20 protein-coding genes, 3 tRNA genes and 1 pseudogene are annotated in these 23,268 nt (G+C 66.4%); 14 read left to right on the top strand and 10 right to left on the bottom strand.

Going from position 1 to position 23,268, the window contains the following annotated elements:
- Both ACT6Y9_RS01770 and recA read right to left on the bottom strand, forming a co-directional pair.
- Window positions 1-402, bottom strand: a pseudogene (locus tag ACT6Y9_RS01770) (hypothetical protein); the annotation flags it as partial.
- A gap of 84 nt (window positions 403-486) precedes the next feature.
- Window positions 487-1,626, bottom strand: coding sequence for a recombinase RecA (gene recA, locus ACT6Y9_RS01765; protein WP_295480963.1), 1,140 nt, complete (start codon window positions 1,624-1,626; stop codon window positions 487-489).
- Window positions 1,627-1,998: 372 nt separating this feature from the next.
- Between recA and ACT6Y9_RS01760 the strand changes: the two genes are divergently transcribed.
- From ACT6Y9_RS01760 to trmB, 6 genes are all read left to right on the top strand, one after another.
- Window positions 1,999-2,074 (top strand) — tRNA-Lys (locus ACT6Y9_RS01760).
- A 22-nt stretch (window positions 2,075-2,096) separates the two neighbouring features.
- Window positions 2,097-2,172, top strand: a tRNA-Lys gene (locus tag ACT6Y9_RS01755).
- A 45-nt stretch (window positions 2,173-2,217) separates the two neighbouring features.
- A tRNA-Lys gene (locus ACT6Y9_RS01750) sits at window positions 2,218-2,293 on the top strand.
- A 202-nt stretch (window positions 2,294-2,495) separates the two neighbouring features.
- Window positions 2,496-3,539, top strand: a complete 1,044-nt coding sequence (locus tag ACT6Y9_RS01745; protein ID WP_443743290.1) for a methionine ABC transporter ATP-binding protein — start codon at window positions 2,496-2,498, stop codon at window positions 3,537-3,539.
- Window positions 3,532-4,185: a methionine ABC transporter permease gene (locus tag ACT6Y9_RS01740; protein ID WP_295480958.1), complete on the top strand. Its 654-nt coding sequence runs from the start codon at window positions 3,532-3,534 to the stop codon at window positions 4,183-4,185. The genes ACT6Y9_RS01745 and ACT6Y9_RS01740 overlap by 8 nt, the downstream gene beginning before the upstream one ends.
- 158 nt (window positions 4,186-4,343) lie before the next feature.
- The gene (gene trmB, locus ACT6Y9_RS01735) at window positions 4,344-5,063 is read left to right on the top strand and encodes a tRNA (guanosine(46)-N7)-methyltransferase TrmB (RefSeq protein WP_295478689.1); all 720 of its coding nucleotides are present in this window, start codon (window positions 4,344-4,346) and stop codon (window positions 5,061-5,063) included.
- Window positions 5,064-5,156: 93 nt separating this feature from the next.
- Here the strand turns inward: trmB and ACT6Y9_RS01730 are convergent, their stop codons facing one another.
- Window positions 5,157-5,996: an undecaprenyl-diphosphate phosphatase gene (locus ACT6Y9_RS01730; RefSeq protein WP_295478692.1), complete on the bottom strand. Its 840-nt coding sequence runs from the start codon at window positions 5,994-5,996 to the stop codon at window positions 5,157-5,159.
- Between the two features lie 215 nt (window positions 5,997-6,211).
- Here ACT6Y9_RS01730 and ACT6Y9_RS01725 point away from each other — a divergent pair, with 215 nt between their 5' ends.
- Window positions 6,212-6,922 (top strand): UPF0149 family protein, encoded by a 711-nt coding sequence (locus ACT6Y9_RS01725; RefSeq protein ID WP_443743289.1) that lies wholly within the window; start codon window positions 6,212-6,214, stop codon window positions 6,920-6,922.
- Between the two features lie 110 nt (window positions 6,923-7,032).
- Here the strand turns inward: ACT6Y9_RS01725 and ettA are convergent, their stop codons facing one another.
- The 4 genes from ettA to ACT6Y9_RS01705 all read right to left on the bottom strand — a co-directional run bounded on the left by ettA (window position 7,033) and on the right by ACT6Y9_RS01705 (window position 10,561).
- Entirely contained in the window at window positions 7,033-8,697 is a 1,665-nt protein-coding gene (gene ettA, locus ACT6Y9_RS01720; RefSeq protein ID WP_295478698.1) for an energy-dependent translational throttle protein EttA, read from the bottom strand.
- A gap of 141 nt (window positions 8,698-8,838) precedes the next feature.
- Window positions 8,839-9,510 (bottom strand): RIO1 family regulatory kinase/ATPase domain-containing protein, encoded by a 672-nt coding sequence (locus ACT6Y9_RS01715; protein ID WP_443743288.1) that lies wholly within the window; start codon window positions 9,508-9,510, stop codon window positions 8,839-8,841.
- Window positions 9,511-9,631: 121 nt separating this feature from the next.
- Window positions 9,632-10,039 carry a hypothetical protein gene (locus ACT6Y9_RS01710; protein ID WP_295478704.1) on the bottom strand — a complete coding sequence of 136 codons (408 nt, stop codon included), beginning with the start codon at window positions 10,037-10,039 and terminating at the stop codon, window positions 9,632-9,634.
- A gap of 87 nt (window positions 10,040-10,126) precedes the next feature.
- On the bottom strand, window positions 10,127-10,561 hold the full coding sequence (locus tag ACT6Y9_RS01705; protein ID WP_295478707.1) for a universal stress protein: 435 nt from the start codon (window positions 10,559-10,561) through the stop codon (window positions 10,127-10,129).
- 449 nt (window positions 10,562-11,010) lie between these two features.
- Here ACT6Y9_RS01705 and ACT6Y9_RS01700 point away from each other — a divergent pair, with 449 nt between their 5' ends.
- On the top strand, window positions 11,011-11,910 hold the full coding sequence (locus ACT6Y9_RS01700) for a universal stress protein (RefSeq protein WP_443743287.1): 900 nt from the start codon (window positions 11,011-11,013) through the stop codon (window positions 11,908-11,910).
- 254 nt (window positions 11,911-12,164) lie between these two features.
- Window positions 12,165-12,881, top strand: coding sequence for a helix-turn-helix transcriptional regulator (locus tag ACT6Y9_RS01695; protein WP_295478713.1), 717 nt, complete (start codon window positions 12,165-12,167; stop codon window positions 12,879-12,881).
- Here ACT6Y9_RS01695 and moaC read toward each other — a convergent pair.
- Entirely contained in the window at window positions 12,878-13,435 is a 558-nt protein-coding gene (gene moaC, locus ACT6Y9_RS01690; protein WP_443743286.1) for a cyclic pyranopterin monophosphate synthase MoaC, read from the bottom strand. The genes ACT6Y9_RS01695 and moaC overlap by 4 nt on opposite strands.
- A gap of 172 nt (window positions 13,436-13,607) precedes the next feature.
- Between moaC and ACT6Y9_RS01685 the strand changes: the two genes are divergently transcribed.
- Both ACT6Y9_RS01685 and ACT6Y9_RS01680 read left to right on the top strand, forming a co-directional pair.
- The gene (locus ACT6Y9_RS01685) at window positions 13,608-15,110 is read left to right on the top strand and encodes a M48 family metalloprotease (protein ID WP_443743285.1); all 1,503 of its coding nucleotides are present in this window, start codon (window positions 13,608-13,610) and stop codon (window positions 15,108-15,110) included.
- A 156-nt stretch (window positions 15,111-15,266) separates the two neighbouring features.
- Window positions 15,267-16,349: an NAD(P)/FAD-dependent oxidoreductase gene (locus tag ACT6Y9_RS01680; protein ID WP_295478724.1), complete on the top strand. Its 1,083-nt coding sequence runs from the start codon at window positions 15,267-15,269 to the stop codon at window positions 16,347-16,349.
- 105 nt (window positions 16,350-16,454) lie between these two features.
- Here ACT6Y9_RS01680 and apbC read toward each other — a convergent pair whose 3' ends face one another.
- Entirely contained in the window at window positions 16,455-17,546 is a 1,092-nt protein-coding gene (gene apbC / locus ACT6Y9_RS01675; RefSeq protein ID WP_443743284.1) for an iron-sulfur cluster carrier protein ApbC, read from the bottom strand.
- Between the two features lie 68 nt (window positions 17,547-17,614).
- Between apbC and ACT6Y9_RS01670 the strand changes: the two genes are divergently transcribed.
- The 3 genes from ACT6Y9_RS01670 to ACT6Y9_RS01660 all read left to right on the top strand — a co-directional run bounded on the left by ACT6Y9_RS01670 (window position 17,615) and on the right by ACT6Y9_RS01660 (window position 22,153).
- Window positions 17,615-17,929 (top strand): tripartite tricarboxylate transporter substrate-binding protein, encoded by a 315-nt coding sequence (locus ACT6Y9_RS01670; RefSeq protein ID WP_443743292.1) that lies wholly within the window; start codon window positions 17,615-17,617, stop codon window positions 17,927-17,929.
- A 173-nt stretch (window positions 17,930-18,102) separates the two neighbouring features.
- A complete protein-coding gene (gene metG, locus ACT6Y9_RS01665; protein WP_443743283.1) occupies window positions 18,103-20,160 on the top strand; it encodes a methionine--tRNA ligase in 2,058 nt (685 codons plus the stop codon).
- A gap of 133 nt (window positions 20,161-20,293) precedes the next feature.
- A complete protein-coding gene (locus tag ACT6Y9_RS01660) occupies window positions 20,294-22,153 on the top strand; it encodes a SulP family inorganic anion transporter (RefSeq protein WP_443743282.1) in 1,860 nt (619 codons plus the stop codon).
- A 99-nt stretch (window positions 22,154-22,252) separates the two neighbouring features.
- Here the strand turns inward: ACT6Y9_RS01660 and ACT6Y9_RS01655 are convergent, their stop codons facing one another.
- On the bottom strand, window positions 22,253-23,245 hold the full coding sequence (locus tag ACT6Y9_RS01655; protein WP_443743291.1) for a segregation and condensation protein A: 993 nt from the start codon (window positions 23,243-23,245) through the stop codon (window positions 22,253-22,255).
- Between the last annotated feature and the right edge of the window lie 23 nt (window positions 23,246-23,268).

Genomic DNA, 23,268 nt, shown 5'->3' with positions numbered 1-23,268 from the left:
CGCCTCACGGACGGCCTTCGGCACGGCCGCCCCGCGCGTCTTGCGAGCCTTCTGCGACTTCTGCACAGACCGGGGTCGGCGCGCCCGATCGGGCGCTTCGGCCGGCACGGGCAATTCGGGCGACACGAGCGCTTCAAACGCCCCGGTCGCCTCCGCGGGGACGGGAAGCGCCGCCGCCCTGGCGGGAGGCGGCGCTCCGAAGGGGTTCACCGGCGCGGGCGCGAAGACTGGTTCGAGGCCCAGAGCCTCCTCGAGGTCGCCGAAGAGCGAGCCCTCGGCCGGCGCCTGCGGCGCGGGGCGGGGCGCATTCTTCCGGGGCGCCGCGGGGGCGGCATGCGTCTGCTCATGAGGATCTGGAACGGAAACGGGTTCGAGATCCTCCTCGCTGAAGAGAACTTCCATGGTGCTCCAGTTCGCGCGGAAGGCCCCCGGCTTCTCAGAAGCGCCGGAGGCCTTGTTCAGAGTGAGGGCGTCAGCCGCAAAGGATCACAGATCGTCGTCCACTTCGGGCATCGGGGGCTCCTCCTCCCGGTCGACGGGCGCCATGTCGAGCGCCTCCATGTCCTCGTCGTCCACCGAGGTGATGCTCGAGAGGTGCACGCCCTTGAGCTCGCGGATCTTGCGTTCGATCTCGTCCTGCAGCGCCTGATTCTCCTTGAGCAGGTCGCGCACCTTCTCCTTGCCCTGGCCGAGCTTCTGGCCGTTGTAGGAGTACCAGGCGCCTGACTTCTCGATTACGTTGAGCTCGGTGCCGATGTCGATGATCTCGCCGAGGCGCGAGATGCCCTGGCCGTAGAGGATGTCGAACTTCACCTGCTTGAAGGGAGGCGCGACCTTGTTCTTCACGACCTTCACCTTCGTCTCGTTGCCGATCACCTCGTCGCCCTTCTTGATGGCGCCGACGCGGCGGATGTCGAGGCGCACGGAGCTGTAGAACTTCAGCGCGTTGCCGCCTGCGGTCGTCTCGGGGTTGCCGTAGCCGCCGATCTTCATGCGGATCTGGTTGATGAAAATCACGATGCACTTCGTGCGCGAGACGTTCGTCGTGAGCTTGCGCAGCGCCTGCGACATCAGTCGGGCCTGCAGGCCGGGGAGCGAATCGCCCATGACGCCTTCGATTTCATTCTTCGGCGTGAGCGCGGCGACCGAGTCCACCACGATGAGGTCCACGGAGCCGGAGCGCACGAGGGCGTCCACGATCTCGAGGGCCTGCTCGCCCGTGTCGGGCTGCGAGAGGAGCAGGTCGGCCATCTGCACGCCGAGGCGCTGCGCGTAGCCCGTGTCGAGCGCGTGCTCGGCGTCGATGAAGGCGCAGGTGCCGCCCGTCTTCTGCATCTCGGCGATCACCTGCAGCGAGAGCGTCGTCTTGCCCGAAGACTCCGGCCCGAAGATCTCGATGATGCGGCCCTTGGGGAGGCCGCCCACGCCGAGCGCAAGGTCGAGCGAGAGCGACCCGGTCGAGCAGACCTCGATGTCCTGGGATTCGGCGTTCTCACCCATGCGCATGATCGCGCCCTTGCCGAACTGCTTTTCAATGCTCGCGAGGGCGATCGAGAGCGCCTTTTTGCGCTCTTCGCCTTCCTTTCGTTCCGCGGGCTTCGTGCGGGCGTTGCTCTTGGCTGCCATGGTTCTTCTCCTTTTGAAGAGAATCCGCTCCATTCGAACAGGCGCATGGGCGCCATGGGTTCAAAAGAGCAGGTAGAAGATCAAATAGTGCATCTGTTGATCAAAATTGATCTTCTACTCTATTGATAATCCGATAAAATTGCTTCGCAGTGATTCTGCGACAAGCGAACAATAGCACCCTTTCCTCCGTTTTCGCAATGGTATCAGTTGTTGGTGTTTACCCTAACAAAAGAGACTGGCCGAGATCTGCGGGAAACCGCTCCGGAAAACTTTTTTCTCCGCTCGAGAAAAAGGCCTTGACAAGCGTCCACAGGTGGTGCAGAATTCGCTTCCTCAACGAACGCTCCTGTGCGGCTAGAGCCCGGCACGATTGGGTCGTTAGCTCAGCTGGTAGAGCAGCGGACTTTTAATCCGTTGGTCGTGGGTTCGAATCCCGCACGACCCACCAAAAGCAGGATGTTCGTGAAGTTGGGAACGTAGCTCAGTTGGTAGAGCAGCGGACTCTTAATCCGTCGGTCCAGGGTTCGAATCCCTGCGTTCCCACCAAATTCGCAAGGTCTGGTGGAAGAAAATTTGTTCCGCCCGGTCTTCGGGAACGTAGCTCAGCTGGTAGAGCAGCGGACTCTTAATCCGTCGGTCCAGGGTTCGAATCCCTGCGTTCCCACCAATTCGAAAGCCCGCCGATGCATTGTCGGCGGGCTTTTCTTTTGCCCTCAGTCCGCGCGGTAATACCTCAAGGAAGCACGAGACTGCGCCCCGGAGGGAGAGACGGCCCGCCCGCCGCGCCGATAGACTGCCTCAACCTCCATCTCGCCGTTCCGCCCGCCCCCTCGGCGGCCGCCGCGGCTGAAAGAACGCCTTCGACGCACATGATCAAACTAGAACACATAACCCAGACCTACGTCGGTCCCGACGGCAAGGTCTTCGAGGCTCTCAAAGACGTCTCGATCGAAATCAAGCCCGGAGAAATCTTCGGCATCATCGGCCGCTCGGGCGCGGGCAAGAGCACGCTCGTGCGCTGCATCAACCTGCTCAACCGTCCGACCAAGGGCGCCGTGATCGTGGACGGCCGCGACCTCACGAAGCTCGGCGACGCGGAGCTGCGCGACGTGCGCCGCTCGATCGGCATGATCTTCCAGCACTTCAACCTGCTGAGCTCCCGCACGGTCTACGACAACATCGCGCTGCCGCTCGAGCTCATCGGGACGCCGAAGGACCAGATCCGCAGCAAGATCGAGCCCCTGATCGAGCTCGTGGGCCTCACCGAGCATGTGAACAAATACCCCTCGCAGCTCTCGGGCGGCCAGAAGCAGCGCGTCGGCATCGCCCGCGCGCTCGCGAACGACCCGAAGGTGCTCCTCTCGGACGAGGCCACCTCTGCGCTCGACCCGGAGACGACCGTCGCCACGCTGCAGCTCCTGCAGCGCATCAACGAGAAGTTGGGCGTCACGATCGTGATGATCACCCATGAGATGAACGTCGTGAAGCAGATCTGCGGCCGCGTCGTCGTCATGAACAAGGGCGAGATCATCGAGCAGGGCGACGTGATCGACATCTTTGCGCGCCCGCAGTCCGAAACGACCCGCGCGCTCATCGGTCAGGTGATGGACCGCGATCTGCCGCAGTCGATCGTCAACACCGTCAACGCCGCCCGCGAAAAGCACGGCCGCGACAACGTGCACCTGCTGCACCTCTCCTTCATCGGCGAAGAGGTGGCCGAGCCCGTCATCTCACTCGCCTCGCGCGAATTCAACATCGACTTCAGCATCCTGCGCGGCACCGTGGACGACCTGCAGGGCCGCACCCTCGGCACGCTGACGCTGCTCGTCGTCGCCCCCACCTCCGTCTACAAGCAGGCCGTGGACTTCATCCGCAACCGCGGCGTCCTCCTCGAGGAGATCACCAATGTCTAGCGTACTCGTCGATATGATCTCGGCCTCGTTCCTCGAGACCATCATCATGGTACTGATCTCGGGCGGCATCGGCTCCGCGCTCGGCATCCCGCTCGGCATTCTGCTCTTCATCACCGACCGGAAGTCGTTCCTCCCGATGCCCGCCTTCCACTTCGTGCTCGCGACGGTGATCAACGCGCTGCGCTCGGTGCCCTTCATCATCCTGCTCGTGGCGATCATCCCGTTCACCCGCCTTGTGGTGGGCTCCTCGATCGGCACGGCCGCCGCGATCGTGCCGCTCACGATCTCCGTGGCGCCCTTCATCGCCCGCATCGTCGAGACGAGCCTGCGTGAAGTGGACAAGGGCCTCGTCGAAGCCGCCCAGGCGATGGGCGCGACGAACCTGCAGATCGTCCTCAAGGTGCTCCTCCCTGAAGCCCGGCCGGGCATCCTCGCCGGCCTCACGATCGCCTCGGTGAGTCTGATCGGCTACTCGGCCATGGCGGGCGTCGTGGGCGGCGGCGGCCTCGGCGACCTCGGCATCCGCTACGGCTACCAGCGCTTCATGCCCGAAGTGATGTGGCCCGTCGTGCTCGTGCTGATCTTCCTCGTTCAGGGCATCCAGTCGCTCGGCGACTACTTCGTGCGGCGTCTCTCCCACAAGTAGTCCCTCCGGCCTCCGGAAAGGCATTCCCCTAAGGGCGCTCCCGCAGCTGCAGGAGCGCCCTTTTTCCACTTCATGCGCGCCGGCGCGTTGACGCTCCTCGCGCCGGCGCGGGATAATCGCGCACTTTGCAGCCGAGGCCTCACCGTCCGAAAAAGACCATGGAAAAGAAAGAACTCACGCCCGAAGAGCTCGAGGAGCTCAAGAACCGCCACATCCGCAGCTTCGTCATGCGCCGCGGCCACATCTCGAACGCCCAGAAGCGCGCGCTCGACGAGACGCTGCCGAAGTACGCGGTCGAATACCGTCCCGAACGCCTCGACTTCACGGCGACGTTCGGCCGTGAGGCGCCCGTGGTGCTCGAAATCGGCTGCGGCATGGGTGAAACGACCGCAGCGATCGCCGCCGCACACCCCGAGATCAACTTCCTCGGCTGCGAGGTCTTCGCCGCCGGCGTGGGCGCGCTCGCCAAACGCCTCGAGGAGATGAACCTCACGAACGTGCGCATCGTGCGCCACGACGCCGTCGAGGTCGTGCGCGACATGATTCCGGAGAACTTCCTCGCGGGCGTGCACATCTACTTCCCCGACCCCTGGCGCAAAGCGCGCCACCACAAGCGCCGCCTCGTCGCGCAGCCCTTCATCGGCATGCTCGCCGACCGCATCGCGCCGGGCGGGTACCTGCACTGCGCGACCGACTGGGAGAACTATTCCGAGCAGATGATGGAGGTGCTCTCGGCCGAGCCGCAGCTCGCAAACCTCCACGAGGGCTTCAGCCCCGTGATGGCGAACCCGCTCTGCGAGCGCCCGCAGACGAAGTTCCAGGCCCGCGGCGAGCGCCTCGGCCACGGCATCTGGGACCTCGTCTTCATCCGCCGCTGATCCGCCGCGGCGCCTGCGCACCGCTGCAAAAAAGGGGAGTCTCCTCACGGGAAGCTCCCCTTCTTCATGTCCGGGCGTCCGGGCGGAGCGGCCTCAGACCGCGCGCCATTCGATCCAGCCGAGGCTCGTCGCGGCGAGCACCAGGATGCCGAAGCCGATGCGGTACCAGCCGAACCCCTTGAAGTTGTGGCCGGAGACGAAGCGCAGCAGCCAGTGCACCACGAGGAGCGCGCTCACGAAGGAGACGGCCGTGCCGACGAGAAGCCCCGGGAGATTGTCGAGCGCGAGGTCCGCGCGCGACTTCCAGAGGTCGTAGACGGTCGCGCCGAAGATCGTCGGAATGGCGAGGAAGAACGAGAACTCGGTCGCGGCGCGGCGCGAGAGCCCGAGCACGAGCCCTCCGATGATGGTCGCGCCCGAACGGCTCGTGCCGGGAATCATCGCCAGGCACTGCATGAAGCCCACCATCAGTGCGTCCCGCCACGTCATGTCGTCCATCGTCGCGACGCGCGGACGGATGCCGAGTCGCTCCTGACGCCCCTCGACCCAGAGGATGACGACGCCGCCCACGATGAGGGCGACGGCGACGGCGACCGGGTTGAAGAGGTAGTGCTTGATGAGGCCGGCGACCATCACGCCGATCACGGCGGCGGGCAGGAAGGCGACGACGGTGTTGACGGCGAGCCGCTGCTCGGCGGGCTCGGAGAAGAGCCCCCGCAGGATGCGCCAGATGCGCGCTCGGTAGTACCAGCACACCGCGAGGATCGCGCCCGACTGGATGGCGACCACGAATTCGTCCGCTCCGGGCGTCTGCGCAAAGCCGACGACGTCGGAGGCGATGATGAGGTGCCCGGTCGAGCTGATCGGGAGAAATTCGGTGAGGCCCTCGACGATGCCGAGCACCGCGGCCTGCAGGAGATAAAGCCAGTCCACTTCGGACGCCCCTTGGTTTGGAGGATGAGCGGGGGTGTGAAAGGCGACATTATCCGTGAACGGCGTCAAACCGCCGTCACAGGGGGGATTTTCATTAACAGCCGGAAACGAAAGACTCGACTATCATCACGTCGCTCCCGGCGGCCCAATGGGGCCGGCCGCCGCCCCGAGTCCATTCCGATCGTCCCCGACCGCCAACCTGTGAGGTACCCGACATGGCCGAAGACACCAAGCTCATTGACAGCGCCGAAATCGAAGAGCTGCAGGAGCGCATCGAAGCGCTCGAGAACGAGGAGGCGATGGACGCTGGCGTGCTCGACGGCTATCTCACCGCCTGCGCGCTCAACCCGGCCGCTCCCGCCGAGGAGGACGTGATTCCATTCATCTTCAGCGATGCGGGCGACCCCGAGAAGGTGCCCGGCGACGAGCGCCTCCTTGAGCTCATCCGCATGCGCATGCGCGAAATCCGCGCCGCCCTCAACGCCGGCGGCGGCCTCGACCCGGTGATCTTCCCGCTCGTGGACGAAGCGGGCGTCGAGATCACGGGCGCCGAAGGCATCGAAGCCGTGATTCCCTGGGCGGCGGGCTTCATGATGGGTGCCGCGCAGTGGCCCGATGAAGCGACCGAGTCCGACGAAGCGCAGCGCGCCCTCATTCCGATCGCCGCGCGCATGGCGGGCGAGGGCGACGAGCTCGAGGACCCGCAGGTGCAGGAAGTGTTCTGCGCGGCGCGCGCCGAATGCCCGCCCGCGAAGGACTTGGCCGAAGCGCTCTACCAGATCGTCGAGAGCGTCTTCACCTTCAAGACCCTCAACGTGCCCAACGAACCCCTGCGCCGCGAGACGCCGCGCATCGGCCGCAACGACCCCTGCCCCTGCGGCTCGGGGAAGAAGTTCAAGCAGTGCTGCGGCCGCAAGGGCGAATGACCCGCCTCGGGCCCGGGCGCTCCGCGTGAGCGCCCCCGCTGAATGAACAAAGCCCCCGGCTCCTCTGAATGGGAGTGCGGGGGCTTTTCTTCACTTCAGCCTGCGGCCGGTCAGTGCTTCAGGGGCTTGAAGCGCAGACGCTTGGGCTGCGCGCCCGCTTCGCCGAGACGGCGGCGCTTGTCGGCTTCGTACTCGTTGTAGTTGCCGTTGAAGAAGATCACCTTCGAGTCGCCCTCGAAGGCGAGGATGTGCGTCGCGATGCGGTCGAGGAACCAGCGGTCGTGCGAGGTGACGAGCGCGCAGCCGGCGAACTCGAGGAGCGCCTCTTCGAGCGCACGCAGCGTCTCGACGTCGAGGTCGTTCGAGGGTTCGTCAAGGAGCAGCACGTTGCCGCCCGCGAGGAGCGTCTTGGCGAGGTGCAGACGTCCGCGCTCGCCGCCCGAGAGGTTGCCGACGAGCTTCTGCTGGTCGGCGCCCTTGAAGTTGAAGCGGCCGAGGTAGGCGCGGCTCTGCATCGAGAACTTGCCGACCTGCAGCACGTCCTGACCTTCGGCGACCGCCTCGAAGGCGGTCTTGTCGTTCGGCAGCGAATCGCGCATCTGGTCCACCGCGGCGAGCTTCACCGTCGGGCCGATCTTGATCTCGCCCGAATCGGGCTGTTCGCGGCCCTCGATCATCTTGAAGAGCGTGGACTTGCCCGCGCCGTTCGGACCGATCACGCCGACGATGGCGCCGGGCGGGATCACGAACGAGAGGTCGTCGATGAGGAGCCGGTCGCCGAAGCCCTTGCTCACGTGGCTGAACTCGATCACGTTGTTGCCGAGGCGCTCGGCGACGGGAATGAATATCTCGTTGGTTTCGTTGCGCTGCTGGTACTCGACGCTCGAGAGCTCCTCGAAGCGCGTGAGGCGCGCCTTGCTCTTCGCCTGGCGGCCCTTCGGGTTCTGGCGCACCCACTCGAGCTCGTGCTTGATCGCCTTCATGCGGGCGTCCTCCTGGCGCTTCTCGATCTCGAGACGCTTCTCCTTCTGATCGAGCCAGGACGAGTAGTTGCCCTTCCAGGGAATGCCCTCGCCGCGGTCGAGCTCAAGGATCCACTCGGCGGCGTTGTCGAGGAAGTAGCGGTCGTGGGTGACGGCGACGACGGTGCCGGGGAAGCGGTGCAGGAACTGCTCGAGCCATTCGACCGACTCCGCGTCGAGGTGGTTCGTCGGCTCGTCGAGCAGCAGCATGTCCGGACGCGAAAGCAGCAGCCGGCAGAGCGCCACGCGGCGCTTCTCACCGCCCGAGAGCACGCCGATCTTGGCGTCCCAGGGCGGGAGGCGCAGCGCGTCGGCGGCGATCTCCATCTGCGTGCCCGCGTCGGTGCCCGCCGCGGCGATGATCGCCTCGAGACGGGCCTGTTCGGCGGCGAGCGCGTCGAAGTCGGCGTCGGGTTCGGCATAGGCCGCGTAGACGGCGTCGAGCTTCGCCTGGGCCTGCATCACCTCGCCCATGCCCTCCTCGACGGTCTCGCGGACGGTCTTCTCAGGGTCGAGCTTGGGCTCCTGCGGCAGGTAGCCCATCTTGATGCCGGGCATCGGGACGGCTTCGCCTTCGTGATCCTGATCCACCCCGGCCATGATCTTGAGGAGCGTGGACTTGCCCGCGCCGTTGAGGCCGAGCACACCGATCTTGGCGCCCGGGAAGAAGGAAAGGGAGATGTCCTTGAGGATCTGACGCTTCGGGGGAACGATCTTCCCCACGCGGTTCATCGTGAAAACGTACTGTGCCATTGGTGAGCTCGGAGGGCTGCAGAAAATGGAGTCGGAGGGAGGGCGACCGGCCGGTTGGCCGGGCGCCTGCGGAACGGCTCAGGATGATACCTGATCGGCGCGGAGGGTTCTGCGCGCTAAGGGAATGTTTTCCCTCAGTCTTCAGCCGCGGCGGTCCGTACCGGGATAGCCGCGCAGGAACCAGAGCCGGCGCAGGCGGTTGACGCGCTTCAGGGCGGTGCGGCGCGCGGGCCCCATCGCCGCGGGCTGATAGCGCAGCCACTTCTTGTAGGCGCCGGAGAAGTCGAGCGCCTCGAGCATGCGCACGAGCCGCGCGGGAAGCCCTTCGGTGAAGAGCGCGGTCTGGAAGTCGATGAGCGCGGGGGTGCCGTCGGGGCGCACGATGACGTTGCCGCCTCCGCGCAGGTCGAGGTGCACGACGCCGCGCCGGTGGATGGCGGCGATGAGTGCCTCGAGGCGCCTCAGGTAGTCGGGCGTGATGCGCTTGGGGTCGACGTCGCAGATCGCCGTCCCCTCGGCGTACTCCATCGCGATGGCAGAGCGGTCGAGGCGGAATACCGCCTGCGCGACGCCGTCCACGCCCCTGAGGCGGACGAGGGTCGCGAGTTCGCGCCTGATGAGGAGAGGCGCGACGAAGGTGCGCACGTACCAGGATCGGCGGGAGAAGTCCTTCACCGTCCAGCTGCGGCCGCACGCGCGCACGCGCCAGACGCAGGCGTTCGCCGAGCGGCCGTCGCGGAGCAGGTCGCGCGGCAACGCTTCAAATTCACGCCGCGTGAAGACCGCGGCAGGGGGATGCTCTGCTTGCTGCATCGCACGATTGCGCGGGGGAGTGCCCGGTCGAGCTAAAAAAACGCGGCGCTCTTCCGGCCGGAGGAACGCCGCATCGCCTCGGTCGGGGGCGCCCGAAGGCGCCGCACCCGCGCACTGGGAATCAGGGCATCACGAGGCCGCTGCCGGCCCCGGGGGCGGGCGGCGCCTGGAAGCCGGGCATGCCCGGCGTGACGATTTGATTGGCGGCTTCGCGGCGCATCTCGCGCAGGCGCTCGACCGTGTCCTCAAGGCCCTTCTTCGCCGCGGCGCCGTAGCCGGCGACGGCTTCGGCGAGCGTCTTGGCGGGGATCTCGAAATTGATCGGGATCGGCCCGACCTGCGTCATGATCTGCGCTTCGCCGAGGAACGTGATCTCACGGCTTTCGTCGCGGCTGCCGTCGGGAAGGATCGGCGTGAGCATGCGCAGCGAGCCGACGCGGCGGTCGGAAATGATCTCCTCGCGCACGAGGCTCTTGACGTCCATCTGGGCGTCGAGGTCGTCCATGCCGGACTGGGTTTCTTCAGCCATTGGAGCTCCAAACAGAAAAGGCTTTTCCGGAGAATGAATCTCCCGCGGCGCGCTCGGGCGCACTCGGGCGCCGCGGGAAAACGGATTTTAGCGGTAAACCATCACGGGGAAGCGCGAGTGCGTAAGCACCTTCTGGGTCTCGGAGCCGAGCAGCACCGCGGCGATGCCCTTGCGACCGTGGCTCGCCATGAAGATGATGTCGCAGCCGTTCTTCTCGGCCTGCTCGATGATCGCCTCGGCGGGCGAGAAACTCTTCACCATCACGGTCTTATCTTCGACGCCCGCGGCGTCGGCGATCTTCTTCGCCTCGGCGAGACGCTCCTCGGCTTCGGCCGTGACGCGCTCGTCGTACTGTTCGATCGATTCGGGTCGGTACTCGGCGAGGTTCGTGTAGGAATACGGTTCAACCACGGTCATGATCACGAGCGTCGCGCCGAGCGGCTTGGCGAAGCGCGCCGCGCCCTCGACCGCCTTGAGCGAGCGCTCCGAGCCGTCCGTCGGAATGAGAATGCGCTTGTACATGTTGTCCTCTCCTCTTTGTTGTTGGTCGGGATCGTCTCCTCGGGTGGCGAAGGCGTCCGTAGCGCTATTTTACGGTCCGCTCTCCGGGGCGGGTGGGGCGTCGCCACCCGCAGACCCTCCGTGCGCGGGCGGCGACGGACGCCCCCACGCCCCCCTCCGGGATCTCCCGCATCCCGCCCGCGGCCGGCACGTGCTTCATTCGGCCCAACCGGCCCGACATCCGCGCCATTCAGGAATACCCGTTCGCGAAGCAACTAATTTGATTTGGTATGCTCTTGCTAAAAAGCAAGCTTGCGTCATATTTTCGAAAAAGTCTTCTCGCAGGGACGGGCGGCGGTCTCGAGTCGTGATAATGTGGAGACATCTCAAGGAGAGCTACGCCGCGGCCCCTGAGGAGCGCAGCGGACTCAAAAGTCTCCCCTTCGACCACTACCATGAGGAGAGCATCCATGCGCATTCTTGTTCCGGTTGACGGGAGCACGAACTCCCTGAACGCGGTTTCCTTCATCGCTTCGCGCCAGACGCTTCTCGGCGGCAATCCCGAGATTGAGTTGCTCAACGTGCAGCTGCCGCTCCCCACTCGCGCCTGCCGGCTCGTCGGCCAGGACGCCATTCAGCGCTACTACGAGGACGAGGCGGAGAAGGTCTTCGAACCCGCCCGCAAGGTCCTCGAAAAGGTGGGCGTCCACGCGAGCGAATCCTTCGTCGTGGGCGAACCCGCTCCGTCGATCGCAAAGGCCGCCGAAAAGATCAACGCCGACCTGATCGTCATGGGCTCGCGCGGCCAGAGCGCCATCAAGGGCCTCTTCTTCGGCTCCGTCTCGAACGGCGTGCTCGCCGAGACGAAGTGCCCGCTTCTCGTGATCCGCGGCAAGGTTCCGACCGAGAACGACGCGCTGCGTGTGGGCATTGCGGTTGACGGCTCGAAGTACGGCCGCGCCGCCGTGCGCTATGCGATCAAGCACGTCTCGCTCTTCGGCACGGGCGCGACCTTCTACCTCGTGAACGTGGTGAGCGACTACGCCGGTGCCGTCATGCCCGACATGGCCGGCATGGCCCTTCCAGCGCTCTCCGAAGAGGAGGTGCTCGACCTGCAGCGCGAGGAGTTCAACGAAGCCGTCGATCCGCTGCGTCCCTTCTTCTCGAAGGCCGCCATCAAGCCGCGTGAAGTCTGCCTCGTCGGCAACCCCGGCGACGAGATCTCCGCCTTCGCCAAGAAGCGCAAGCTCGACATCATCGTCATGGGCTCGCACGGCTACGGCCGCTTCAAGAGCGCCATCATGGGCTCGACCGCGACCCGCATCGCCGCTTCGGGCGACGTGCCGCTCCTCGTAATCCGTCTCCCATAAGGGAGGCGCACCGGCGCCGTTCCGGGGACTTCCCCCCGGACGGCGGCCCAATGATCTGCGGCCGGGCCTCCCGCAAGGGGCGTCCGGCCGTTTTCGTCCGCGCTCCCGCCGCGAACCTCTTCGGCGCGCCGCGGCCCCGATGCGCACGGGAGGGCGCGTGCTAATATCGGGCCCGCCCGGGATTTCCCTTAAAGCCGCGCCCGCCGGGGCGCCGCGGACCCAGGCCCCTCCGGTACACCATTCACACAGCCCTCATGACCGATTCCTTCAAGAATGTTTCGGTGATGCGCGAACCCATCCGCGTCTACATCGCCGCTGAGACCTCTGAAGAGTGCGACCGCATCGCGCAGCGCCTCATGCGCGCGGACGGCATCCGCATCACCGGTACGGCCGTCACGGCCGAAGCGCTCGAAGACGCTCTGTCCTCGGGGCTCGCCGTGGACGTGCTCGTCACCGACGTGATGCTCGGGCAGACCGACATGGCGCCGGTGCTCACGCGCATCAAGCGCGCGAACGACGCGATCGACATCCTCATCTACTCGAGCCGCTCGCAGGACCCGCTCGTGATCCGCTCGATTCTCGCGGGCGCCACGGGCTACATCCTCAAGGGCGACCAGGAGGACCTCATCACCGGCGTGCGGCTCATCCGCGGCGGCGGCTCGCCCGTCTCGCCCACGGTGGCGAGAAGCGTGCTGCGCGCCATCCACTCGCGCGGCTTCTCCGCGCCGCCCGTGCCGCAGAAGAAGCGCGATCCGAACGACAACCTGCCGCTCTCGCAGCGCGAGACGGAAATCCTCACGCTGCTCGCCAAGGGCATCTCGTTCGCCGACATCGGGCAGATCCTCTCGATCTCGCCGCACACCGTGACGGCGCACATCAAGAAGATCTACCGCAAGCTCCAGGTGCATTCGCGCGGCGAGGCGGTCTACGAGGCCTCCTGCATGGGGATCCTCCCCGACCGGCTGCTCTAATCAGCGCCCAACCGTTTCTGAAGAACCCGCTGCCGCTCGGACGGCGTCGGGTTCTCTGCATCAGCGCGCACCCAGCGGCCGGACTTGCCGCCCGACTTCTCAAGGAGGCACACGTCCGTGATCACCATCCCGCGGTCCACGGCCTTGAGCATGTCGTAGACGGTGAGCAGCCCCACCTCGACGGCGGTGAGCGCCTCCATTTCGACGCCCGTCTGCCCGGTGCAGCGGCACTCGACCGTGAGCACGACCTTCGAGGCGGCCTCGTCGAGCTCGAATTCAGCCGAGACGTGCGTGAGCGCAATCGGATGGCAGAGCGGCACGAGCTCGGCCGTACGCTTGCTCGCCATGATCGCGGCGATGCGCGCCACGCCGATCACGTCGCCCTTCTTCGCCTCGCCCGCCTTCACGAGGGCGAAGGTCGAGGGGGCCATGCGGATTTCGCCGCGGGCGCGCGCGAGGCGCTCGGTTTCGGCCTTGGCGCCGACGTCGACCATGCGCGCGTCGCCCTTGTGATCGAAATGGGTGAGTCCGTTGAAGTCGTCTTGTCCGCTCATCGCTTGGAAACCTTTGCAAATAAATCTCTCACACGGGACTCCACCGCCCGCGGGCCATAATGAAGAACCCGCGGTCCCTTCCGGAAGGCCTGCCGCCGGGGGCGGAGAAGTCCGCCCGGCAGATTAGCGCATCCGGAGCGGCCCGCAAGAAACCATTCCGCTCCGCGCGCTCATGCAGAAGCCCATTCAAACCGCCATTGCGCTCGCCGCCGCGCTCCTCACGGCCGCCGCGCCCGTCCCTGCCAGCGCGGCCGGCGCGCTCGACCTCAACCTACCCTCGCTCGGCTCGAGCGCGGATGCGGGACTCTCGCCCCAGGACGAGTACCGGCTCGGCACGCAGATCATGGCCGAGGTGCGCGCGGACCCAACCTACCTCAATGATCCGGAGATCATGGAGTACCTCGGGCGGCTCGGCTACCAGCTCGTGAGCCACGCGCACACGAACACCTACAACTTCTTTTTCTTCCCGATCCGCGACGCCTCGCTCAACGCCTTCGCGCTTCCCGGAGGCTTCATCGCCGTGCACACCGGCACGATCATCGCCGCGCAGAGCGAGAGCGAGCTCGCCGGCGTGATGGCCCATGAAGTGAGCCACGTCGCGCAACGTCACATCGCGCGCATGATCGAGGGGCAGAGCGGCAACCTCGCGGTCACGATCGGCTCGATCCTCCTCGCGATCCTCGCGGCCCGCGCGGGCGGCAGCTCCGGGGGCAACGCCGCCGCCGCGGTCGCCATGGGCTCGCAGGCCGCGATGATCCAGTCGCAGCTCAACTACTCCCAGAACGCCGAGCGCGAGGCGGACCGCATGGGCATCGCCACGCTCTACGACGCGGGCTTCGACCCGCGCGGCATGGAGGACTTCTTCGCGCGGCTGCAGTCGAACAACCGCTACTACCGCTCGGCCGCCCCCGCGTACCTCTCGACTCACCCGCTCACGGTCGAGCGGATGGCGGACATGGAGAACCGCACGCGGCAGCTTCCGACCCGCATGCACTCGGACTCGGCCGACTTCGGCCTCATCCAGGTCCGCGCCCGAGTGCTGCAGGAGAACACCTGGGACGGGTGGACGAAGGTGAAGAAGGACTTCGAGCGCAGCCTCGCGGGCGCCTCGGGCGTGCGCGCCTGCACGCTCAACTACGGCGTCTCGGTGGCTGAAGACCGGTTGAAGAACCCCGACGCGGCCTACGCCGCAGCGCAGCGCGCGATGCGCTGCGGCATCCGTTCGGCCGTGCTCGAGCGCAACCTCACCCGCACGGCCTTCAACGCCGCAAAGACCCAGCAGGCGAAGCTCGCCGCGCTCGACGCCGCGCGCACCGCACTATCACGCTATCCGCTCTCGGCGATGATGACCGAGAACTACGTGGACCTTCTCTACGCGCTCGGGCGCCACGAGGAGCTCATCAACTTCCTGAGGAACGGCACGGCGCTCTCGGAGGCCTCGTCGGACTACCACGCGCTTCTCGCGCGCTCCTACGAGGCGCTCGGGCGCCGCAGCCTCCAGTACATGCACACGGGCGAGATGTACGCCCGGCTCGGCGCGACCGAGGCGGCCGTCTACCAGATGACGCTCGCGCAGAAGGCGAACGACGGGGACTTCTACACGATGAGCGAGATCGACGCGCGGCTGCGCGAGCTGCGCCGGCAGTTCGACGACGAGAAGAAGGACCGCGGCTGAGGCGGAGGCAAATCACGCTTTCCACCCCTTCGGCCGCGCCCGCAGGTATGCGAGAATAGCCGCACTTTCCCGCGCCCGGACCTCCTCCGGGCGCGCATGCTTTTCATGTTCCGGCGCGCCTCTGCGGCCCTACGCAGGCGCGCGCCCCCGCAAGTCATGGCTATTGAAGACTATCTCACCCTTGCCGAACCGACCGACGAAATGATCGAAACCGACGCCGTCGTGGTCGGCGCCGGCCCCGTCGGCCTCTTCCAGGTTTTCGAGCTCGGCCTCCTTGAAATCAAGTGCCACGTCGTGGACTCCCTGCGCACCGTCGGCGGCCAGTGCATGGAGCTCTACCCGACCAAGCCGATCTACGACATCCCGGCCGTTCCGGTGTGCTCCTCGTACGAGCTCACGGAGAATCTCCTCAAGCAGAACCACCATTTCGGCCCGGTCTTCCACCTCGGCGAAGAAGTGACCGACGTGAAGAAGCTCGAGGACGGCACGTTCCACGTGACGACGAGCGCCGGCACGCGCTTTCACTGCAAGGTGGTGATCATCGCCGCGGGCGTGGGCTCCTTCCAGCCCCGTCCGCTGCGCGTCAAGGGCATCGAGAAGTTCGAGGGCACGCAGCTGCACTACAGCTGCAAGGATCCCTCGGTCTTTGAAGGCAAGAATGTCGTGATCCTCGGCGGCGGCGACTCCGCCCTCGACTGGACGCTCAACCTCGTCGGCAAGGCCGAGAGCGTGGTGCTCGTGCACCGCCGCGACGGGTTCCGCGCGCAGGCCGCCTCCGTCGCGAAGATGAAGGAGCTCTGCGAGAACTGGGAGATGCAGTTCGAGGTGGGTCAGGTGACGGGCTTCAGCGAAGAGGCCGGGCGCCTCACCGAGGTGGCCGTCTCCGGCGCCGACGGCGTCACGCGCCGCATTCCGCTCGACCATCTGCTCGTCTTCTTCGGCCTGCAGCCCAAGCTCGGGCCGATTGAGAACTGGGGCCTCAAGCTCGAGCGCAAGCAGATCGTGGTCGATACGGCGCGCTTCGAATCGAGCGTACCGGGCGTCTTCGCCGTGGGCGACATCAACACCTATCCGGGCAAGAAGAAGCTCATCCTCTCCGGGTTCCACGAGTGCGCCCTCGCAGCCTTCGCCGCCTGCGACTACGTCTTCCCCGAGAAGCGCGTCTTCCTGCAGTACACGACGACGAGCCCGAAGCTGCACAAGGTGCTCGGCGTCGAGACGCCGACCTTCGACGACTGACGGCTCCGGACGGGCCCCGCGCCCGTCCGCCGCTGAGACGCGAAACCCCCGCATCCTCGCTTGAGGACCGGGGGTTTCTTCATTCATGAGCTCCGGAAGGGAGCGTCAGTCGTTCTTCACCGAGATGGTGGGTATGCGCGCCGAGTAGTCCTTGCCGAGCTTCGCGACGGCGCCCGCCACCTGCATGGCGATCGCGCGGTACATGAGCGCGGCGGGGCTCTCCGGGTCCGCCGCAACCGTCGGGCAGCCGCCGTCGGCCGCGGACCGGATGTCGGCCGAGAGCGGCAGCTCGCCCAAGAGCGGCACGCCGTACTGCGCGCACATGCGCTTCGCACCGCCTTCGCCGAAGATGTGCTCCACCTTCCCGCAGCACGGACAGATGAAGACCGACATGTTCTCGACGATGCCGAGGATCGGCACGTTCACCTTCTCGAACATGCGCAGGCCCTTCTTGGCGTCGATGAGGGCGATGTCCTGCGGGGTGGTGACAACCACGGCGCCCGTGAGGGGGGCGCTCTGCGAGAGCTGCAGCTGGATGTCGCCCGTGCCCGGGGGCATGTCGACGATCAGATAGTCGAGGTCGTGCCAGTTGGTGAGCGTGAGGAGCTGGTTGAGGGCGCCCGAGGCCATCGGCCCGCGCCAGATCATCGGCTCGTCCTCGTCCACCATGAAGCCGATCGAGTTGATCTCGAGCCCGTGCGCAACAAGCGGCTCCATGGTCTTGCCGTCCACCGTCATGGGCGGCTGGCCGTGGGCGCCGAGCATCGTCGGCTGCGAGGGACCGTAGACGTCCGCGTCGAGCACGCCCACGCGGGCGCCCTCGTAGGCGAGCGCGAGGGCGAGGTTCGCCGAGACGGTGGACTTGCCCACGCCGCCCTTGCCCGAGGAGACCGCGATGATGTTCTTCACGCCGGGCATCACGCGCTGCGTGCCCTGCACCTTGTGGGCGATGATGTTCTGCTTCACGTCCACCGTCACGTCGGCGACGCCGAGCTCCTTCACGGCGCTCTCGACGGCCGTGCGGACGGAGTCGGCTGCAAAGCGCGCCGGGTAGCCGAGCTCGATGCGCACGGCGACGCCGCCCGCATCGTTCGTTTCAATGCCCTTGAGCATCCGGGTGGAGACGTAGTCGGCGCCGACCACCGGGTCGATCAGGCGCGAGAGGCGCTCCTGAACCTGAGTAGTGGAAATGGTCATCTGGATGTCTGGTGGTGAAGTAGAGGTTCTCAGAGCGGACCGGCTGCGGACCGCTCCATGCCGCCGACATTCTAGAGGACGCCCTCCCGCATCCGCCCTACGCCTTTCGTCGGCCCCGGGCGTTCCTCTTCGGAGATGCGGCCGCGGCCTTCGGCGAGGAGCTCGGCGTGAAGCTCTGGATCGACAACCGCCCGGACGCAGGCGGCGTGATCGGCGCGCGCCACGCCGCCCATTCCGTGCCCGACGGGCGCACCTTCGGGCTCGCGAAGAAGGGCGCGGAGCCGCGCCCCGAAACGCCCGAGGAGTTCGCGCGCTTCATCGCCGCCAAACGTCCCAAGTGGGCGCGCCTCGTGCGGGCGCTCGCGGCGGACCGCGCGGTCTGACCGCAAGGGGGCCGAGCCCCGCACAAACGCCCTGCCGGCGGGGCGCCGGAGGCGGGAAAATGTTAAATTCTCGCCCGCAATTCATTTCTGCCGCAGCGTCCCGGCCGCCCGCGGGCTTTCATTCGGCCCGCACGTCCGCACGTCTGCCCATCCCCCTATCGCGACAAAGAACAATGACTCAGCGCAAACTCTTCGTGACCACGGCGCTCCCCTATGCCAACGGCGCCTTCCACATGGGTCACATCATGGAATACATCCAGGCCGACATCTGGGTTCGTCATGAACGGATGTGCGGCAACATCGTGCACTTCGTCGGCGCCGACGACGTGCACGGCGCGCCGATCATGATTGCCGCCCAGAAGCGCGGCCTCACCCCGCAGGCCTTCGTCGCCGAGATCGCCGCGGGCCGCAAGCAGTACCTCGACGGCTTCCACATCAGCCACGACTACTGGGGCTCGACCGACTCCCCGGAGAACCACGAGCTCTCGCAGGACATCTACCGCCGCCTCAAGGCCGCCGGTCTCATCTACACGAAGGAGGTCGAACAGTTCTACGACACCGTGAAGGGCATGTTCCTCGCGGACCGCTTCATCAAGGGCACCTGCCCGCGCTGCGGCGCCCCCGACCAGTACGGCGACAACTGCGAGAAGTGCTCCGCGGTCTACTCACCCACCGAGGTGATCAATCCCTATTCGACCCTCTCGGGCTCGCGCCCGGAGTTGCGCTCATCCACCCACTACTTCTTCAAGCTCTCCGACCCGCAGTGCGTCGAATTCCTGCGTGAATGGACGCGCGGCAACGGCCGCGACGGCCGTCCCTCCGTGCAGGAGGAGGTCCTCGCGAAGGACAACGAGTGGCTGGGCGCCGACGGCCACCTCACGGACTGGGACATCTCGCGCGACGCGCCCTACTTCGGCATCGCCATCCCCGACGCCCCGGGCAAGTACTTCTACGTGTGGCTCGACGCCCCGGTCGGGTACCTCGCCGCGCTCAAGGCCTACGCCGAAAAGAAGGGCTTCGACTTCGAGGGCATCCTCTCGGATCCCGAGACCGAGCAGATCCACTTCATCGGCAAGGACATCATCTACTTCCACACGCTCTTCTGGCCGGCCATGCTGAAGTTCTCGGGCAAGCCCTACCGCACGCCCGACCACATCAACGCCCACGGCTTCATGACCGTCAACGGCGAGAAGATGAGCAAGAGCCGCGGCACGGGCATCTCGCCCCTCGAGTACCTTGAGCTCGGCATGAACGCCGAGTGGCTGCGCTACTACCTCGCCGCGAAGATGAACTCCCGCGTCGAGGACGTGGACTTCACGAAGCTCGACTTCGCGCAGCGCGTCAACTCCGACCTGATCGGCAAGTACGTCAACATCGCCTCGCGCGCCGCGGGCTTCATCGTCAAGCGCTTCGAGGGCCGCGTGCTCGACGCCGCAATGGCCGATCCGCTCGTCGCGACCCTCATGAGCCGCGTGCCGGAGGTGAGCGCCCTCTATGAAACGCGCGAATTCGCCCGCGCCACCCGCCTCGTGATGGAGCTCGCCGACCTCGTCAACGAATACGTCGACGAGAAGAAGCCCTGGGAGCTCGCGAAGAAGCCCGAATGCGCCGAAGAGCTCCACCGCGTGAGCTCCGTCGCCCTCGAGTGCTTCCGTCTCCTGACGCTCTGCCTCAAGCCGGTTCTGCCCGCCACGGCCGAGCGCGTCGAGAACTTCCTCTCGATCCGTCCGCTCGTCTGGGCGAGCGCGTCCGAACACCTCTCGAGCGCGAACCCGATCAAGCCCTACCAGCACCTGATGCAGCGCGTGGACATGGAGAAGCAGCTCAACCGCCTCATCCCCGAGCACGCGCCCGAGCCCGAACCCAAGGTTCCGGGCGGCGAGCCCGTCGCCCCCGAGGTGACGATCGACGACTTCTCGAAGATCGACCTGCGCGTCGCGAAGATCGTCAAGTGCGAGGAGGTCGAAGGCTCCACGAAGCTCCTGCGCCTCACGCTCGACCTCGGCGAAGGCCGCACCCGCAACGTCTTCTCGGGCATCAAGGGCGCCTACCAGCCCGCCGACCTCGAGGGGCGCCTCACGGTGGTGATCGCCAACCTCGCGCCGCGCAAGATGCGCTTCGGCGTCTCCGAGGGCATGGTGCTCGCGGCTTCGGACGCCGAGGACAAGTCCCTCGGGCTCTTCCTCCTCTCGCCCGACTCGGGCGCCCAGCCGGGCATGCGCATCCATTAAGGATTAACCCTTACGCGGCTTCCACATTGGCGCCGCTTTGAGCCAGCGCAATGAGGCGCGGTCGAAAGACCGCGCCTTTTTCCTTAAACTATCGGCCCTTTCCGTTTTCTCCACCCTCCGTCTCTCTCTCAAAATGCGTCTCTTCCAGCAGGCAGGAGAAATCCTGCATCACCTGCCGCTTGCACACTTCAATCCGGTGCTTCTTGACGCGGTGAAGGGCTACAACCGCCACATGCTCACCCGCGACGTCTCCGCGGGCCTCACCGTCGGCATGGTCGCGCTTCCGCTCGCCATGGCCTTCGGCATCGCCTCGGGCGTGCCGCCCGAAGCGGGCCTCTACACGGCGATCATCGCGGGCTTCCTGATCTCGCTCCTCGGCGGCTGCCGCGTGCAGATCGGCGGTCCGGCCGGCGCCTTCGTCGTCATCATCTACGGCATCATCGCGCAGTACGGCATCTCCAACCTGATGCTCGCGACGATCGGCTCGGGTGTCATCCTCTTCTTCATGGGGCTCTTCAAACTCGGCGGCTTCATCAAGTTCATCCCGATTTCGATCGTAATCGGCTTCACGAACGGCATCGCGGTGATGATCGGCCTGCAGCAGGTGAAGGACTTCTTCGGTCTCTCGATCGCGAAGATGCCGGCGGACTTCTTCTCGATGATCCGCACGATCATCGAGCACTTCTCGACCTTCAATCCCTGGGCCTTCGGCATCGCGCTCACGAGCTTTCTGCTGATCTTCTTCTGGCCCAAGGGCTACTCGATGAACGGCCCGCAGTGGAAGCGCTGGCTTGCGCACCTGCCGGGCACCGTGGTCGTGCTCGTGCTCTCGACGGTCTTCGTCTCGCTCTTCAACATCCCCGTCGAGACGGTCGGCTCCAAGTTCGGCGGCATCCCGCAGGGCCTGCCCACCTTCCAACTCCCGGACTTCGACTGGCAATCCGCCAAGCAGCTCTACGGCGCGATGCTCACGCTCGCCGTCCTCGGCTCCATCGAGTCGCTGCTCTGCGCGCGCGTCGCGGACACGATGACCGACGACCGCCACGACCCTAATCAGGAGCTGATGGGCCAGGGCATCGCCAACTTCGTCGTTCCGTTCTTCGGCGGCATTCCCGCCACGGGCACGATCGCCCGTACGGTGACGAACATCAAGTCGGGCGCCTTCTCGCCCGTCGCCGGCATGGTGCACGCCGTCACGCTGCTCGTCGTGATCCTCGTCGCCGCCCCTCTGGCCGCGAGCATCCCGCTCTCCGCGCTCGCCTCGATCCTCGTCTTCGTCGCCTGGAACATGGGCAACTGGCGCGAGTTCGTGCGTCTGCGCCGCATGTCGCTCTCCTACAAGGCGACGCTGCTCATCACGTTCTTCCTCACGGTCATCTTCGACCTCACGGTCGCCGTTGAGTTCGGCCTCGTCGTCGCGTGCATCTTCTTCCTGATCCGCATGAACAACATCACGGTGGTCGAGCCCGCGACGCTCCCGTTCCACATGCCCGACACGGTCGAGGCGTGGCACATCCGCGGCGCGCTCTTCTTCGGCTCCATCTCGAAGCTCGAGCACGTCACCGACCCGCACCGCCTGATGGCCGCCGACTCCGCGAAGATCGTGATCCTCGACTTCTCCGACCTCGTCAACATCGACAACTCGGCGATGGATCAGATCGAGGTCTTCGTGAGGGCGCTCCACCGCCACCACCACGAGCTCATCATTGCTGGCGCCGCGGGCCATCCGCTGCGCCAGCTCGAGCGCACCGGCATCGCGCAGGCGCTCGGCCCCAACCTCGTGCCCGACATGGAGTTCGCCATGGCGCGCGCCGACCTCGTGCTTGAGGAGCTCGCGCTCGAGGAGCGCCGGACGGCCGGCGCCCCGGTCGAAGAGCCCGCCCCGGCCGCCGCCGTGGAGAAGGTCGAGACGGCCGGCGCCGACGCGCCCGCCGCTCAGGATGCGCAGGCTCACGGGACACCCGTCCTCACGCAGGAGAAGAAGCCCGACTAACCGCGGCTTCGAAAGGCGCCCCCGCGGGGCGCCCGTCCTCCGCAGAAGGCCGTTCCGGATCGCTCCGGAGCGGCCTTTTCTTCATTCCGGGTGGCGGCGCTAGAAGAGCTCCCCCTGGGAGCCCGGAACCGCGCGTCCTTCGAAGAATTCCCTCCACTCGGCGTCGATCTCCTCGACCGTGCGTTCGCGCACTTGGCCGCCTGCGCCCGCGTCGGCAAAGAGCGCCGAGTGCTCCGGGCGGATGTAGACCGCCCCGTAGGGTTCGGCCTGCGTGAGGTTCACGAGGAAGTGCTTGCCGAGCTCGAGGACGGCGAGGAGCCACACCGCGATCTGCTGCCGGTCGGCGCCGGGCTCGTAGAGGTCGGTGAGCCGAATGAAGTCCTTGCCCTGGAGCGCGCGGAGCACTTCGGTCATGTGCTCGCGCACGGAGAGCTCCTCGCGGCTCACCCGGTGATGGGCCGAAAAGGCGAGGAGCGCCTCGACGGCCTCCCAGGCGAGCGCGAGCTCGGAGGCCGTAATCATCGGAAGGAGGCGCTCTCCCTCCCCGTCCTCCGGGACGGGACGCGCGGTGAGAAAGTCCCGCCCGAGCCGCGGCAAGGCGTCGAGCGTCTTTGCCGCGGCGCGCATGCGCTCGTACTCCTGCAGCCGCCGCATGAGTTCGGCGCGCGGGTCCTCGACCTCCTCGCCCGTCAAGGCGTCGGGGCGCTTCGGGAGAAGCATCCGGCTCTTGATCGACATGAGGGTCGCGGCCATCACGAGGTACGCGCTCGCGAGCTCGAGGTTCGTGCGCCGGATGAGCTCGACGTAGGCCATGTATTGCTCGGTGAGGACCGCCATCGGGATGTCCATCACGTCGAACTTCTGGCTGCGGATGAGCCAGAGGAGCAGGTCGAGCGGGCCTTCAAAGCGCTCGAGAACCACTTCGAGGGCGTCGGGTGGAATGTAGAGCCCGGGGGGAATGTCGGTGAGGGGCTCGCCGTAGAGGCGTGCGACGACGTGCGCCTTCGGGGTCCCGGAGGACTCGCCCGATGCGCTCGATCGCGCGGCTTCGGATGCGCCGGCCGCCGGATTTGAAGGCACTTCTTTCGACATGGCCGGAATAATAAGGGCCCCCG

Source organism: Sutterella sp. (genome assembly GCF_052272535.1).
Lineage (GTDB): Bacteria > Pseudomonadota > Gammaproteobacteria > Burkholderiales > Burkholderiaceae_F > Sutterella.
The sequence above is the reverse complement of the archived record's forward strand: the minus strand, read 5'-3'. Positions and strand labels throughout refer to the sequence as shown.